The following is a 14,715-nucleotide window of genomic DNA, read 5'->3' as shown; positions in this document are numbered from 1 at the left end:
CTTGGCTTGATATATTGTTAAAGAACGTTTCGCTTCGTTGAGCGAGGCCGCGTATTCTACATGGCCCTTGTTTTCTGTCAAGCCTTTCGGCGTAATTTTTTCTGACTGAAAACTTCTGCTTTTGGCGACTTCGTTGCCTGCCTCAAGCGTGGAGCGCATTTTAGAGATTTAAGTGCGCACGTCAAGCGCCTTTTTGAAGTTTTTGCGTGTTTTTTTGCTGACTGCTGAATTACTGCACAAACCGCATAAAAAAAGCTCGCACACGGCGAGCTTTTTAACAAAACATCTCTATTTCAGGTGTTTATTTCTTCGGGCCGCCTTTACCGCCGCCTTTACCTCCGCCGTTGCCACCGGTGTCACCACCCGTGTCACCGCCAGTATCACCACCAGCACAACCATTCGCCGTTAGGTAGTCAACAGCTGCTTTGGTTTGCACAAGACCATGACCATAAGCATTGTCGCGACCTGCAGCACCCAGATCTTTGGCCGATGCTTGTAATGCCGCACGAATTTGATCGTTGGTACAGCTTGTATGTTGCGACCATACTAATGCTGCAACGCCAGCAACGTGAGGTGTAGCCATCGAGGTTCCGTCGAAGAACGCCCAATCGCTATCGACCACGCTTACAGTGCTTGAACTGCCAAGCTGCGACATTAAGGCTGCACCATCTGTATCCGAAACGCCTACCGCAGGAATTGAGGCAGTGTATTCACCTAAAGTACCTAACAATGGACCCGGTTCGTTGTTATAGACAATTGCCGCAGCTCCGCCGCCGGCTTCGCAAGCCTGTACTTTTTCAGTAAATGAAATCGAACCACGCTCAATCAAGCACACCGCACCACTCGCACCAGCGCAAGCTGAATCACCAATGCCACAGTCAACTAAACTTCCTGTCGCTTCGGTGCGTGCAGACCCATCCATCGCGTTAGCATCATATCCATTGCTACCCACAGTCACAGCGACTTTCTCGCCAGTACCCCGCGGTACCGAAGACAATACAGCCACACCTGGACCCGCAAGTTCCACTTGATCGGTTTGTTGCGAGAATGCAGCAATCGTTTCACTGCTATCCACAGCCGCAACCGAAACGACTGAGTCATAAGAGGCAGGGTAAGAGTGACGCGTGTTACCGTCGTTACCTGCCGCTGCAATGCTTAATACGCCGGCACTATTAAGTTGGGCAAATCCACGTTCTTCAGTACGGTTTGCGCGGCTACCGCCCAAACTCATATTAATAACCTGAGCACCTTCTGTTGCACACTCATCTGCTGCAGCGATTAGAGAAGAAGAGTATGACCAACCACTAGCGCTGAAAACCTTCACGATGTGCAGGTTCAGGTTACCGTTAGGCAATACACCCACTACACCTTCGCCGTTCGCCAATGCTGCGATCGTGCCGGCAACATGCGTACCATGACCATTCTCATCGGTGTACCAGTTACCTGAACCACTATTGAAACGCCCGGTTACACCACTTGTAGGTAAATCAGGGTGACCTAAATCGTAACCCGAGTCGATGATACAAACTTTGACTGCACCAGCGCCTGCATCACTGACGAGATCTGCTTGCACTTGTGTGATGCCATACGGCGTGCCTGGCTCATACTGTGAGCTAGAAAGGTAACGTTTGCTATCTTCTTCAACCAAAACAATATTTGGATTACTGCGCAGACCATTTAATGCTGCGCTTGGGACCGATACAGCCATCGCGTCCAGTTTGCTGAGGTCGACGTGTTTGTTACCACCAGCGCGTTGCACAGCTTTTTCTACTTGTGCTTGACTACCTGGCTTGAATTGGATGATAACGCGTTCCTTATCGTTACCGGCATGAACTACCGCACTGCTAACAGCGAGCGCTAAAGCTGCGACGGCAAAGCCGCCACGCTTGGCAAAGTGCTTAGACATGTGTGTCACCTTATTATTGTTGTTTAACTTAATTTGTTGTTCGTCGCTCTTTTTTGTTTTTTCATCGAGCGAAGAAACATATTGAAATACTTTCTCTGGTTAATCAATGTTCGTTTGCAAGGATTTTGTAAAGAGGGCAACTACGGACAAACTGGACTTTTGTCGGTGAGTAATTACAATTCGCAGCTCATTTATGAAGCTTGAGGCATGCATGACACATTTAGCGGTACAACCCGAACTCTATCAAGAACAACTCGATGACAAGGAGGCACGTTTAGATGCCATGCTTGCACCGTTTTGCCAAGAGCCGCTCGCTGTGTTTGCCTCACCTGCCAAGCATTACCGAATGCGCGCTGAATTTCGCGTTTGGCACGAAGGCGACGACTTGTTTTACATCATGTTCGACCCAGCGACGCGAGAGAAGATTCGTATGGACGACTTCCCCGCAGGTAGTAAGCTGATTAATCAACTCATGCCCGCTGTACTGGACTATGTTCGATCGCGTCCGGTATTGCGCCAAAAGCTTTTTCAAGTTGAATTTCTAACCACAACAAGTCATCAGGCATTGATTAGTTTGATCTACCATCGTCCGCTTGATGACGAGTGGCAAACAGCAGCAGAGCAATTACGTGAGACGTTAAGTCAATTTGGTGAAATTCAACTCATCGGCCGATCTCGCAAGCAGAAAATTTCGCTTGAACAAGACTGGGTAACCGAAACACTACCCATCGCTGGCCGCGATTACAAATTTCAGCAAATCGAGAACAGCTTCACCCAGCCCAATGCGGCAGTAAATATTCACATGGTTGAGTGGGCACTCTCTGCAACTACAGCAACAGATCATGACCTGTTAGAGCTGTATTGTGGTAACGGTAACTTCAGTTTGCCTTTAGCGCGTAACTTTAATCGTGTACTTGCCACGGAAATTAGCAAGACCAGTGTTGCCTCAGCGCGCTTCAACTGCCAGATGAATGGCATCGATAATGTTACCGTGGTGCGAATGTCCGCAGAGGACTTTAGTGCAGTGATGCAAGGTGAAAAGGAGTCGCGCCGTGCTGCGGAAGCCGAGCTGGAAAGCTTCAACTGTCAAACCGTGTTGGTTGATCCACCGCGAGCTGGTCTTGATGATGATACTTTAGAGTTAGTGCGGCAGTATTCGCGCATTATTTATATTTCGTGTAATCCAGAAACGTTAGTCGCGAATCTTGAAAAATTAGCCACGACACACCGTGTCACCAAACGCGCTTTATTTGATCAGTTTCCATACACCCATCATATGGAAGCAGGGGTGGTACTCGAGCGTCGCACCGCTTAAGAAGTAGCTTTCGGCATCAGTACCGTGGTGGCGCGGCGGGTAAGCTTAAGGTTTACCCAATGCGCTGCAATGATTAGGCTAGCACCAAGTAGAATAATCGCCGGCTCACCGATCTCACCTAAGCTATCTTTGTGCCAGTAAACCACACCACCGGCAACCAGCAGCACTAGCGGATAAAAGCGTAAATGCTTGCGCATGCCAATAAGCAGCGCAACGAAACCGACAATCAGGCTAATACTTAAAATCGTGCGTTCGAGAAGTTCTTCACCGATGAACGATAAACCTATCAACGATAGCATCGGCAGGATCACAGGCAGCAACAAGCAGTGCAACGCACACAAGGTGGTCACCCAAATACCTGTTTTGTCTAAGGAGCGCTGTGTCATGTGCTCGATTACCTTACTATCGCCTTGGTGAAGTTGTTATATTATAACATCACGCTTCGGTTCAGCAAGCTTTAAGCACGATCAATTGCGAACGGCAAGATCTCAGCGATGTGTTGTTTGCGGCACGCGAGCATCGCTAACCGGTCAAAGCCTAAGGCGACACCAGAGCAAGCGGGCATACCTTGCTGTAACGCTGCAAGTAGACGTGCATCCCCGTTTCGTTGCGCTTTACCAAGCTGCGCACGGCGAGCATTATCCGCGGCGAAACGCTGCGCTTGCAGCGCTGCATCGGTGAGCTCTTGATAACCGTTGGCTAGTTCGAGACCGCCGTAAAAAACTTCAAACCGCAACGCTACGCGCTGGTCACTTGGGTCAAGCTGGGCCAGCGCAGCTTGGGAAGCTGGATAATGCGTGACCACCAACGGTGCTTCGGGCTGCAGTTGTGGTTCGATCACCAACGCCATCGCCCCCTCAAGCAACGTGTCTAGATCATTTTCTGCGCTCGCCCAGTCACGTAACTCGGGGCGTTGTGCCAATTCCGTTTGCAACTGCACTAAGGCATTAGGAGCAAGCGGATCAACCCCTAACCTATCCAGAAACAGCTGCTGGTAAGTCATTTGCAGCAAAGGAGGAGCGTTCACCGTGGCGTGCAGTAATGCCCCGACCTCAGCAATGAGTTCCTGCATGCTATACCCAACGCGGTACCACTCAAGCATGGTAAATTCTGGATTGTGCCGCGGACTCTGCTCGTCGGCGCGGAATACCTTGCTCAATTGATAGATACAACCGCTGCCAGCTGCCAGCAATCGCTTCATGGCGTATTCCGGCGACGTTTGCAGATAGTAAGTTGTATTCAATAATTCGGTTTGCAGGTTTTCGAGGTGGGGATCGGTGACACCGCATTGCGCTAACAAAGGCGTGTCAACTTCGAGCACATCGCGTGCGGCGAAGAAGGCACGGGTAGTCGCCAATAATGCAGCGCGCGTTTTGAGCGTTTCGAGGGTTGCCGAAGGCTGCCAGTTCAACGAGCGCTGCATTGCTAGTTAGTGTTTACTTCTGCACGCGTGAGACGTATTCGCCGGTACGCGTATCAACTTTAATCACTTCACCAATTTGTACGAACAAAGGTACACGCACTACTGCGCCAGTGATCAAGGTTGCAGGCTTGCCACCAGTACCAGCCGTATCGCCTTTCAAGCCTGGATCGGTTTCAGTAATTTCTAATTCAACGAAGTTAGGTGGGGTGACCGCAATCGGGTTACCGTTCCATAGCGTCAAAGTACAAACGTCTTGCTCGACCAACCATTTGATCGCATCACCAACCGCTTTCTCATCGGCGGCAATTTGCTCAAAGGTGTCATTGTTCATGAAGTGCCAAAACTCACCGTCGTTGTAGAGGTACGCCAAATCAACGTCGATGACGTCGGCACCTTCTACACTGTCACCAGACTTAAAGGTTTTCTCAACCACTTTGCCACTGATTAGTTTACGGATTTTCACGCGGTTAAAGGCTTGGCCCTTACCCGGCTTAACCATTTCGTTTTCAACAATGGCGCAAGGCTCGCCATCTTGCATAATCTTCAAACCAGCCTTGAATTCATTTGTGCTGTAGTTCGCCATAGAGTCCTCATCATCAAACAGGTTTAGCGATTTCGGCGGCAATAATAAACGATTAACGGGAAATTTTCAGGTAAAAATGATTTTCAGGTAAACTAGCGACTTATCGATGATTCTTAACTGACCGTTTGCGAGTGTGTTGTGTCCAAAGCTGAAGTCATTTCTATACGCCCTGCGTGGCAACAAGAGTTAGCCAAAGCCATTCGTGACCCCATTCTGCTCGGCCAACAACTTGACTTACCTGATGATTGGATTGCGACACACGGTCGCGCGCGGGAGCTGTTTCCGGTAATGGTCACGCGCCACTTTGTCAGTCTGATGGAGCGCGCAAATATAGCCGACCCACTATTACGGCAGGTCATGCCCGCACAGGATGAATATTTAGACCAAGCCGGTTTCGTTACCGACCCGTTGGCGGAACAAGACAACACAACGCCAAGTCTCTTACACAAATATCGCTCCCGTGTTTTAGTTATTTTGCGCGGCGGCTGTGCGATTAATTGTCGCTACTGTTTTCGTCGACACTTCCCTTATAACGAACATCATTTTGGCCGCGCACAACGGCAAGAACTGCTTACTTATATTCAAGCCGATCCAAACATCAACGAAGTGATACTCAGTGGTGGGGACCCGCTGCTCGCCACCGATGAGCAGCTATTTCAACTACTCGCTGAGCTAGAGGCCATTCCGCAACTCAAACGCGTGCGTATTCATTCGCGCCTGCCCGTGGTGTTGCCTGAACGTCTAACCCCAGCGCTCGGTGAACGCCTCGGCACAAGTCGACTGCAGGCCTTGCTCGTGCTGCATACCAACCATCCGCATGAAGTCGCACCGCAATTGCATGAAGCGCTTGCTCCTTGGGCACAGGCTGGTGTTACCTTGCTCAATCAGAGCGTTTTGTTGCGCGGTGTTAACGACAGTGCCGAAGTCCTTGCCGATTTAAGCGAAGCTTTATTTGCCGCAAAAGTGATGCCCTATTACTTACATCAGCTCGACAAAGTAAAAGGCGCCAGCCACTTTGCAGTGACTGACGCCGAAGCTTTACAAATTGCCGAGCGGTTACGCGCTTTGCTGCCGGGCTTTTTAGTGCCGCGGCTAGTGCGCGAAGTTGCCGGTGAGCCCAGCAAAACTCCGCTCGAACTAACGCTTAATTAAGCCGTTAGTTAATTGAGGCCTTAAATTGCTTGTCGAACCAACGGTCCATCACACGTTTCTCATAGAAGAGTGAGTCTCGACCGCTACGGACCGCGGAGCGCATCGTGCCTGAATTCCCGCCCATGTCTTTCAAACGTACGTCAGCATCCTCGGCAATTACATTGCCATTAGCATCAGTATAGGTGAACGCAAAGCTCATGGCAGGATAGGAAATATCATCAAGTATGCGCATGTGACTTGACGCGGCCGAACCATAGGTTGGTTCAACGCGGCCAGCAATATCTAAGTCGGTCATCGTGACGGTCAACTTATGGTCTTCAGGCAATTTCGCACCTAGCGCCTTCCAATGTTCGGTTAAGCCATCCATGATTTGTTTTTCAAAACGGCTCTGAATATCGTTCACTGCCTCGATGTCGCGGTAGCTATCCACGTCCTTCCATTCAACTTTAACTTCTGCAGCCAGAGCATTTGCGGAAAACAGCGCCGCTGCGACTGCTACAGTTAACATAGTGATGTTTTTCATAATCCACCTCCTTTGGTAGCTTTGTCTATAAGATGGCTCCGAAGGTAAAAGTGTGACATAAAAAAACGGCCGCCCTTGCGGACAGCCGTTTCTTGTCTCGACAGTGTCGAACATGGGCTTACATCATGCCGCCCATACCACCCATGCCACCCATATCAGGGGCTGGTGCTTCTTCCTTTGGAAGTTCAGCAACCATCGCTTCGGTGGTGATCATCAGTGCAGCTACTGACGCAGCGAACTGCAATGCTGAACGGGTTACTTTGGTTGGATCCAAGATACCCATGTCGAGCATGTCGCCATAAGTGTCGTTGCCCGCGTTGTAACCGTAGTTGCCTTCGCCGTTCTTCACGTTGTTCGCAACAACTGAGCCTTCGGCGCCAGCGTTGGTTGCGATTTGACGCAGTGGCGATTCCATCGCGCGCAACGCAAGTTTGATACCGACATTTTGCTCTTCGTTATCACCACGTAGGTCGCCAAGTTTGCTCGCGGCGCGCACGAGGGCCACACCGCCACCAGGGACTACGCCTTCTTCAACGGCTGCGCGAGTTGCGTGCAGCGCGTCTTCGACGCGAGCTTTCTTCTCTTTCATTTCAACTTCAGTTGCTGCGCCGACTTTGATCACTGCCACACCGCCAGCTAATTTAGCCAAACGCTCTTGCAGTTTCTCTTTGTCGTAGTCAGAAGAAGTTTCTTCGATCTGCTGACGAATTTGCGTCACGCGGCCTTCGATTGCCGCTTGGTCACCGTTGCCGTCGACCACAGTAGTGTTGTCTTTGTTGATCACTACGCGCTTCGCAGTACCAAGGTCTTCCAACTGAGCTTTTTCCAGCTCCATACCGATTTCTTCAGAAATCACGGTACCACCAGTCAACACAGCGATGTCTTGCAACATAGCTTTGCGACGGTCACCGAAGCCAGGCGCTTTAACAGCGGCAACTTTAACGATGCCACGCATGTTGTTCACAACCAAGGTCGCTAAGGCTTCGCCTTCAACGTCTTCAGCGATGATCAATAGTGGCTTGCCAGACTTCGCTACGCCTTCAAGAGTTGGTAGCAACTCACGGATGTTTGAAATCTTCTTGTCAACCAACAAGATGTACGGGCTATCGAGCTCGACAGTGCCGTTTTCTTGATTGTTGATGAAGTATGGCGACAAGTAACCACGGTCAAACTGCATACCTTCAACAACGTCAAGCTCGTCTTGCAATGCTTGACCTTCTTCAACAGTGATCACGCCTTCTTTGCCTACTTTTTCCATGGCTTTAGCGATGATTTCACCGATGGTGCTGTCAGAGTTCGCAGAGATCGTACCGACCTGGGCGATGGCTTTGTTGTTGTCGCACGGCTGCGAAATTTTCTTCAATTCTTCAACTGCTGCAATCACAGCTTTATCGATACCGCGCTTCAGGTCCATCGGGTTCATACCCGCCGCAACAGCTTTCAAGCCTTCGTTGACGATCGATTGCGCCAGCACAGTAGCAGTGGTCGTGCCGTCACCCGCTTCATCATTCGCTTTTGACGCAACTTCTTTGACCATTTGTGCGCCCATGTTTTCGAACTTGTCTTCCAGTTCGATCTCTTTCGCTACTGAAACACCATCTTTGGTGATCACAGGTGCGCCGAATGATTTTTCCAAAACAACGTTGCGGCCTTTCGGGCCCAAGGTTACTTTTACTGCATCAGCCAGTACGTTCACGCCTTTGAGCATGCGCTGACGAGCATTGTTACCAAATTTGACTTCTTTAGCTGCCATGTTCGTATTCCTCTTTCGAATCTGTTTCTAGCTGAAATTAACCTTCAACGATCGCGAGAATGTCTGACTCGCTCATGATCAAGTATTCTTCACCGTCGATTTTCTCGGTTTTTACGCCGTAACCTTCGCTGAACAACACTTTGTCGCCAACTTTGACGTCAAGGGCTTTTACTTCACCGTTGTCCAAGATACGGCCGTTACCGACTGCAACGATTTCGCCACGGGTCGACTTTTCTGCTGCCGAGCCAGTAAGCACGATACCGCCTGCAGATTTGGTTTCTGCTTCAGAACGCTTAATGATCACACGATCATGTAAAGGACGAAGTTTCATCTTTGATAACTCCTAAACCTAGTTGTGGGTTGATAACTTACCCTTGTGATTACCCACAAGGGCTGTTAAAAAATGTTGTGCCACAGTTATGGGGTGCAAAATCCTGAACTCAAGGCTTTTCGAAAAAAAAATTTAAGGACTCACCATGAGCGCTAGCTATCATTTAGTGTTTTGCAGCTGTCCAGACAAGAATACCGCGAAGGCCATCGCCGAAAAGGTTCTGCGTGCGCGCCTTGCCGCCTGTGTTAACATTGGCGCTGCTTCTACGTCGATGTATTGGTGGGACGATCACTTACATAGTGACGAAGAAGTCATTTTGAATATCAAAACAACGTCGGAACAGTTACCGGCACTGTTTGAAATGGTGCAGGCCGCACACCCTTATGATGTGGCCGAACTTATTGCCGTACCCATTGAAGCCGGCAGTGAAGCTTATTTGCAGTGGTTAACAGAGGTAACATCTTAATGCAGTACCGCCAGTGGTTTGTAGCGGCTTTTTTGACGCTGTTTCTAGTCGTCTTTAACGGCGCAGCGCATGCGCAAGACTTTAACGCAGGCAACGACGACCCCTTTGCACAAAATCAGTTTTTACCCGTTGACCAGGCCTTCCAATTTGATTTTCGCCAACAAGGTAAAGAGCTTGAGCTCACCTTCGAGATTGCCGAAGGCTATTACCTGTATCAGCATCGCTTTCAATTTGACCCAGCCATTCCCTTAGCGGCCCAGCCGCAGTTGCCAGAAGGCGAAGCTCATTACGACGAATTTTTTGGCGAGTCCATCATCTATCGCGATCAAGTGACGCTAAAACTTACCTTGGCGAACATCGCGGCCAGCAACTTCACCTTAGGTTATCAAGGCTGTGCCGACGCTGGCTTATGTTATCCGCCAAGTACCAAAGAAATTCCGTTAGGCGCAGTTACTGATTCAGCCGCGACCGGTGTTGAACCCGTCCCAGCAGCGGTGGATTTCGAGCAAATCGCCGCCAACAGTCAGCAATTTACTGCCAACAGTTTATTTAGCGACTTAACTGAGCAGCCCCTGGTTTGGGTACTGCTGGTGTTCTTTGTCGCCGGTATCGGTCTCGCCTTTACCCCTTGTGTGCTGCCCATGTATCCGATTCTTTCAACGGTAATCATGGGCCCCAACAAGGCTCTTAAAACCACGCGCGCCTTCACGCTGTCGTTTGCTTATGTCCAAGGCATGGCCATCACCTACTCTGCGCTTGGTATTGTTGTAGCTCTTGCGGGTCTGCGTTATCAAGCGATGCTGCAACACCCTGTTGTGTTGATCGTACTGGCGGCGCTCTTTGTGTTGTTAGCACTGAGTATGCTCGGACTCTATAACCTGCAATTACCGAGCAAGTGGCAAAATTATTTGAATGAAGTAAGTCAACAACAGCGCGGCGGTGCCCACCGTAGTGTTTTCGTCATGGGCGTGTTGTCTGGTTTAATTGCTTCGCCGTGTACCACAGCACCCTTGTCAGGCGTGTTGTTGTTTATCGCGCAATCAGGCGATATTGCGGTCGGTGCGAGTGTGCTTTACGCCTTGAGCTTAGGCATGGGATTACCACTTATTTTATTTGGTACCACCGGTGGTAAATTGTTGCCTAAGGCCGGCGCTTGGATGAACGTGGTTAAACGAATCTTTGGCGTGGTGCTGCTGGCTGTTGCGGTCATCTTTATTGAACGCTTGTTGCCTGTTGCGGTTGCGGACTGGCTGTGGATAGCATTTATCTCACTCAGCGCTTTGTACCTGATTATCACTTCGTTACGAGATATTGAAAGTGGCGTAGCAGTTGTCATCAGCGCGGCATGGTTAGCCTTGGCGACTTGGCTGTTGTTTTTGTGGTGGCCGCAAGGCAACCACGGCGAGCTGCCCTTTAAACAGGTTTCATCGGTGACCGAAATAGAAGCACAACTCGCTTCGGCAGAACCCACGCAATTGGTGATGCTCGACCTTTATGCGGATTGGTGCGTCGCCTGTAAAGAATTTGAACGCTATACCTTTACCGATGCGCAAGTACAAACTGCGCTGGCCGATGCTATCGTTTTGCAAGCTGATGTGACGAAAAACACCCCGACCACTAACGCACTACTGCAAAACTACCAAGTTGTTGGACTACCAACCATTTTGTTTTTCTATGATGGTAAATTAGTGCCGAATGCTCGTGTGGCAGGGTTTCTCGACGCCGAGGCCTTTGTAAAGCACCTTGAAGAAGTTGAGGCAACACAAAATTTGCAGTGATCTTCGGTGATAAGACCAGTATTTTGCTGCGTTTCGGTCATTTTTATCTATAATGCCAAGTTACCAGTGTAATTTGCTGTGCAACTTTGAAAGCTTCGCACAAAAAGCAACTTACGGATAACTTCGCAACAGATAGCAGCAAAATGGCCGAAAATAATCAACATAACTACAGAATCATGTTGTTGAACGGCCCCAACTTAAATAGGTTGGGGCAACGCGAGCCAGAGATCTACGGCTCCGCCACCCTCGCGCACATCGAAAGCGAGTTACGCCACAAGGCCGAAGCCCTTGGTGTGACCCTCGACTGCCGACAATCGAACGCCGAACACGAACTCATTGATTGGGTCCACGAGGCAGCGTCCAGCAAAGTAGATTTTATCATTATTAATCCGGCGGCCTACACACACACGAGTATCGCCTTGCGCGATGCCTTTGCTGCCGTTGCAATTCCGTTTATCGAAGTACACTTGTCCAATATTCATGCGCGCGAAGCTTTTCGCCGCCATTCTTATTTAGCCGAATTAGCCGTTGGGGTGATTTGCGGTTGTGGCGCACAGGGTTATGAACTAGCTCTGCAAGCTGCAGTCTCAAATTTACAGCAACGCGATAACACCTAACTATTATCTACGGGGTCACAACAGATCATGGATATTCGTAAAATCAAAAAATTAATTGAACTGGTCGAAGAATCAGGTATCGCTGAACTTGAAATCACCGAAGGTGAAGAATCGGTTCGTATCCACCGTGGTGGCAGCCAAATGGCCGCACCAATGCACTATCAACCAGCGCCAATGCACGCCCCTGCAGCACCTGCTCCAGCGCCTGCCGCTCCAGCAGCTCCAGTGGAAGCCGCAGAACCTGAATTGACCGGTCATATTGTCCGTTCGCCAATGGTCGGTACTTTCTATGCCGCTCCAGCTCCTGGCGCGAACGATTTCGTTAGCGTTGGGCAGCAAGTCAAAGCTGGCGATACCCTGTGTATCGTTGAAGCCATGAAGATGATGAACCAAATCGAAGCGGACAAAGGCGGCGTGGTGAAACAAATCCTCGTTGAGAATGGCGAGCCTGTTGAGTTCGACCAGCCGTTATTCGTGATCGAGTAAACACCACAAATCAGGACATCATCATGTTAGATAAGGTTGTCATTGCAAACCGAGGCGAAATTGCATTGCGTGTTTTACGCGCCTGCAAAGAGCTCGGAATCAAGACGGTTGCGGTGCACTCGACGGTTGACCGTAATCTCAAACACGTGCTGTTGGCGGATGAATCGATTTGTATCGGTAAAGCACCGGCCAACGAAAGCTACTTGAACATTCCGCGTATTATCAGTGCTGCGGAAATCACTGATGCTGCTGCAATTCACCCTGGCTACGGTTTTCTCGCCGAGAACGCCGACTTTGCTGAGCAGGTAGAGAATTCCGGCTTTATTTTCGTCGGTCCGACCGCCGACGTGATCCGCTTAATGGGCGACAAGGTTTCGGCCATTGAAGCCATGAAAAAAGCTGGAGTCCCATGTGTACCGGGCTCTGGTGGCCCACTTGGCGACGATGAAGAAAAGAACTTAAAAATCGCTAAACGCATTGGCTACCCAGTGATCGTCAAAGCTGCCGGTGGTGGTGGCGGTCGTGGTATGCGCGTTGTACGCAAAGAAGAAGAACTCATTCGCGCCATAAGTACCACGCAAGCAGAAGCTGGTGCGGCATTTGGTAACTCAATGGTGTACATGGAGAAATTCCTCGAGAATCCACGCCACATTGAGATCCAAGTACTCGCCGATGGTCAAGGCAACGCTGTTTACCTTGGTGAACGGGACTGCTCGATGCAACGTCGTCACCAAAAAGTCGTGGAAGAAGCGCCTGCCCCTGGAATTACTGCAGAAATGCGCAAGTACATCGGCGAACGTTGTGCCAAAGCCTGCTTGGAAATTGGTTACCGCGGCGCGGGTACCTTCGAGTTTCTCTATGAGAACGGCGAGTTCTACTTTATCGAAATGAACACCCGTATTCAGGTAGAACACCCTGTTACCGAAATGGTTACCGGCATTGATTTGATCAAAGAGCAGTTACGCATCGCTGCCGGTCGTCCGCTGTCATTCTCACAAGAAGACGTCGTGATTCGAGGCCATGCGGTGGAATGCCGTATCAATGCCGAAGATCCAAATACCTTCGTACCTTCGCCGGGATTAATCACCCGCTTCCATCCGCCGGGTGGCTTGGGTGTACGTTGGGATTCACACGTCTACGCGGACTACAAAGTGCCGCCGAACTATGACTCGATGATTGGTAAACTCATCACCTACGGCGAAAACCGTGATGTGGCAATTGCGCGCATGCGCAATGCTTTGAGTGAGCTTATCATTGAAGGTATCAAAACCAACGTACCATTACAGAAAGACATTATGGCTGATGAAAACTTCCAGCATGGTGGCACGAACATCCACTATCTCGAGAAAAAACTTGGCATGGGTGGTCATTAACCCCCATGCCATGGATTCAGCTTACGGTATCTGCGCCTGAGCAACATGCACCGCTGGTTGGTGACATGTTGCAGGGCAACGGCGCTATGGCGGTGACCTACCGCGATGCGCAAGACAATCCGATTTTTGAGCCGCCCCTCGGTGAAGTACTCTATTGGCAAGAAACGCTGGTGACGGGTCTCTTTCCCGCAGAGACAGATCTTAAGCCGGTGCTCGCAAACCTGCGTAAGTCAAAGTACTTCAAAGATGGCCTAAACTATAAAACCGACCCGCTCGAAGACAAAGACTGGGAACGTGAGTGGATGGATAACTTTCATCCGATTCAGTTTGGTCAGCGTTTGTGGGTGTGCCCCAGCTGGCGGGATATTCCTGATCCCAATGCGGTCAATATCCTACTCGACCCAGGCATGGCCTTTGGTACTGGTACTCACCCAACCACGGCCCTTTGCTTGCAATGGTTAGACAGCCAAGACTTGAGCGGCAAAACCGTCGTCGATTTTGGCTGTGGTTCAGGTATTTTGGCGATTGCAGCATTGTTATTGGGGGCCGAGCGCGCGATCGGTATCGATATTGATCGTCAAGCATTAATCGCCAGTCGCGAAAATGCTGAGCGGAACAGCGTGGCGGAACGCTTGGAGGTTTATTTGCCGAGTGAGCAACCGACCATGGCGGCCGATATTGTTTTGGCCAACGTCTTGGCTGGACCGTTGCAAGAACTCGCTGCCGTCATCAAAGGTTATGTCGGTCCGCAGGGCGATTTAGTGATGTCTGGCATCCTTGAACGGCAAATTGAAGCCGTGCAAAGTGCTTATAACGCTGATTTCACATTTGACCCCGCTACCGTACAAGATGACTGGGTAATGCTCCACGCAACGCGTAAACAGTAGCTTGTCATTAAATTGTCAAGAGTAAAAAGTGCAAAAAAGGCTGCTTTTGTACAAAATACAGCCTTTTCTTTCTGCGCTAAATTCCCTAAAATTTCCGACCCTTGAGTTGAACAGTTTTTAAC

At 49.9% G+C, this 14,715-nt stretch carries 15 protein-coding genes; 8 read left to right on the top strand and 7 right to left on the bottom strand.

Annotated elements, in window-relative coordinates:
- Nucleotides 1–301: 301 nt before the first annotated feature.
- Nucleotides 302–1,906, bottom strand: coding sequence for a S8 family serine peptidase (locus CWI70_RS10980; RefSeq protein ID WP_126773679.1), 1,605 nt, complete (start codon nt 1,904–1,906; stop codon nt 302–304).
- Between the two features lie 211 nt (nt 1,907–2,117).
- Here CWI70_RS10980 and trmA point away from each other — a divergent pair, with 211 nt between their 5' ends.
- A complete protein-coding gene (gene trmA, locus CWI70_RS10975; protein ID WP_126773677.1) occupies nt 2,118–3,221 on the top strand; it encodes a tRNA (uridine(54)-C5)-methyltransferase TrmA in 1,104 nt (367 codons plus the stop codon).
- Here the strand turns inward: trmA and CWI70_RS10970 are convergent.
- The 3 genes from CWI70_RS10970 to efp form a co-directional block, all read right to left on the bottom strand.
- Nucleotides 3,218–3,607 carry a MerC domain-containing protein gene (locus CWI70_RS10970; protein ID WP_126773675.1) on the bottom strand — a complete coding sequence of 130 codons (390 nt, stop codon included), beginning with the start codon at nt 3,605–3,607 and terminating at the stop codon, nt 3,218–3,220. The genes trmA and CWI70_RS10970 overlap by 4 nt on opposite strands.
- Nucleotides 3,608–3,678: 71 nt before the next feature.
- Entirely contained in the window at nt 3,679–4,644 is a 966-nt protein-coding gene (gene epmA, locus CWI70_RS10965; RefSeq protein WP_126773673.1) for an EF-P lysine aminoacylase EpmA, read from the bottom strand.
- A gap of 13 nt (nt 4,645–4,657) precedes the next feature.
- Complete coding sequence (efp, locus tag CWI70_RS10960; RefSeq protein ID WP_126773671.1) at nt 4,658–5,227, bottom strand: elongation factor P; 570 nt, start codon at nt 5,225–5,227, stop codon at nt 4,658–4,660.
- Nucleotides 5,228–5,365: 138 nt separating this feature from the next.
- Between efp and epmB the strand changes: the two genes are divergently transcribed.
- Entirely contained in the window at nt 5,366–6,379 is a 1,014-nt protein-coding gene (gene epmB / locus CWI70_RS10955; RefSeq protein ID WP_126773669.1) for an EF-P beta-lysylation protein EpmB, read from the top strand.
- A gap of 4 nt (nt 6,380–6,383) precedes the next feature.
- Here the strand turns inward: epmB and CWI70_RS10950 are convergent, their stop codons facing one another.
- The 3 genes from CWI70_RS10950 to CWI70_RS10940 all read right to left on the bottom strand — a co-directional run bounded on the left by CWI70_RS10950 (nt 6,384) and on the right by CWI70_RS10940 (nt 8,986).
- Nucleotides 6,384–6,902 carry a DUF3016 domain-containing protein gene (locus CWI70_RS10950; protein WP_157980898.1) on the bottom strand — a complete coding sequence of 173 codons (519 nt, stop codon included), beginning with the start codon at nt 6,900–6,902 and terminating at the stop codon, nt 6,384–6,386.
- Nucleotides 6,903–7,020: 118 nt separating this feature from the next.
- A complete protein-coding gene (groL, locus tag CWI70_RS10945; RefSeq protein ID WP_126773665.1) occupies nt 7,021–8,655 on the bottom strand; it encodes a chaperonin GroEL in 1,635 nt (544 codons plus the stop codon).
- 37 nt (nt 8,656–8,692) lie between these two features.
- Nucleotides 8,693–8,986 carry a co-chaperone GroES gene (locus tag CWI70_RS10940; RefSeq protein ID WP_126773664.1) on the bottom strand — a complete coding sequence of 98 codons (294 nt, stop codon included), beginning with the start codon at nt 8,984–8,986 and terminating at the stop codon, nt 8,693–8,695.
- Between the two features lie 145 nt (nt 8,987–9,131).
- On the opposite strand from CWI70_RS10940, the gene cutA reads away from it, so the two are divergent.
- From cutA to prmA, 6 genes are all read left to right on the top strand, one after another.
- Nucleotides 9,132–9,452, top strand: a complete 321-nt coding sequence (cutA, locus tag CWI70_RS10935; protein WP_126773662.1) for a divalent-cation tolerance protein CutA — start codon at nt 9,132–9,134, stop codon at nt 9,450–9,452.
- The gene (locus CWI70_RS10930) at nt 9,452–11,230 is read left to right on the top strand and encodes a protein-disulfide reductase DsbD (RefSeq protein ID WP_126773660.1); all 1,779 of its coding nucleotides are present in this window, start codon (nt 9,452–9,454) and stop codon (nt 11,228–11,230) included. The genes cutA and CWI70_RS10930 overlap by 1 nt, the downstream gene beginning before the upstream one ends.
- A gap of 143 nt (nt 11,231–11,373) precedes the next feature.
- The gene (gene aroQ / locus CWI70_RS10925; RefSeq protein ID WP_126773658.1) at nt 11,374–11,847 is read left to right on the top strand and encodes a type II 3-dehydroquinate dehydratase; all 474 of its coding nucleotides are present in this window, start codon (nt 11,374–11,376) and stop codon (nt 11,845–11,847) included.
- Between the two features lie 27 nt (nt 11,848–11,874).
- Complete coding sequence (gene accB, locus CWI70_RS10920; RefSeq protein ID WP_126773656.1) at nt 11,875–12,333, top strand: acetyl-CoA carboxylase biotin carboxyl carrier protein; 459 nt, start codon at nt 11,875–11,877, stop codon at nt 12,331–12,333.
- Between the two features lie 23 nt (nt 12,334–12,356).
- Entirely contained in the window at nt 12,357–13,706 is a 1,350-nt protein-coding gene (gene accC / locus CWI70_RS10915) for an acetyl-CoA carboxylase biotin carboxylase subunit (protein ID WP_126773654.1), read from the top strand.
- Nucleotides 13,707–13,711: 5 nt separating this feature from the next.
- Complete coding sequence (gene prmA, locus CWI70_RS10910) at nt 13,712–14,593, top strand: 50S ribosomal protein L11 methyltransferase (protein ID WP_126773652.1); 882 nt, start codon at nt 13,712–13,714, stop codon at nt 14,591–14,593.
- Nucleotides 14,594–14,715 lie beyond the last annotated feature (122 nt).

This window comes from Pseudidiomarina homiensis (assembly GCF_003987225.1).
GTDB lineage: Bacteria > Pseudomonadota > Gammaproteobacteria > Enterobacterales > Alteromonadaceae > Pseudidiomarina > Pseudidiomarina homiensis.
This window is presented reverse-complemented; position numbering and strand designations above follow the sequence as displayed.

Bases quoted from the DNA above. Each gene is read 5' to 3' on its own strand.
- CWI70_RS10980 (WP_126773679.1), bottom strand. From the start codon at position 1,906: ATGTCTAAGCACTTTGCCAAGCGTGGCGGCTTTGCCGTCGCAGCTTTA.
- trmA (WP_126773677.1), top strand. From the start codon at position 2,118: ATGACACATTTAGCGGTACAACCCGAACTCTATCAAGAACAACTCGAT.
- CWI70_RS10970 (WP_126773675.1), bottom strand. From the start codon at position 3,607: ATGACACAGCGCTCCTTAGACAAAACAGGTATTTGGGTGACCACCTTG.
- epmA (WP_126773673.1), bottom strand. From the start codon at position 4,644: ATGCAGCGCTCGTTGAACTGGCAGCCTTCGGCAACCCTCGAAACGCTC.
- efp (WP_126773671.1), bottom strand. From the start codon at position 5,227: ATGGCGAACTACAGCACAAATGAATTCAAGGCTGGTTTGAAGATTATG.
- CWI70_RS10950 (WP_157980898.1), bottom strand. From the start codon at position 6,902: ATGAAAAACATCACTATGTTAACTGTAGCAGTCGCAGCGGCGCTGTTT.
- groL (WP_126773665.1), bottom strand. From the start codon at position 8,655: ATGGCAGCTAAAGAAGTCAAATTTGGTAACAATGCTCGTCAGCGCATG.
- CWI70_RS10940 (WP_126773664.1), bottom strand. From the start codon at position 8,986: ATGAAACTTCGTCCTTTACATGATCGTGTGATCATTAAGCGTTCTGAA.
- cutA (WP_126773662.1), top strand. From the start codon at position 9,132: ATGAGCGCTAGCTATCATTTAGTGTTTTGCAGCTGTCCAGACAAGAAT.
- CWI70_RS10930 (WP_126773660.1), top strand. From the start codon at position 9,452: ATGCAGTACCGCCAGTGGTTTGTAGCGGCTTTTTTGACGCTGTTTCTA.
- aroQ (WP_126773658.1), top strand. From the start codon at position 11,374: ATGGCCGAAAATAATCAACATAACTACAGAATCATGTTGTTGAACGGC.
- accB (WP_126773656.1), top strand. From the start codon at position 11,875: ATGGATATTCGTAAAATCAAAAAATTAATTGAACTGGTCGAAGAATCA.
- accC (WP_126773654.1), top strand. From the start codon at position 12,357: ATGTTAGATAAGGTTGTCATTGCAAACCGAGGCGAAATTGCATTGCGT.
- prmA (WP_126773652.1), top strand. From the start codon at position 13,712: ATGCCATGGATTCAGCTTACGGTATCTGCGCCTGAGCAACATGCACCG.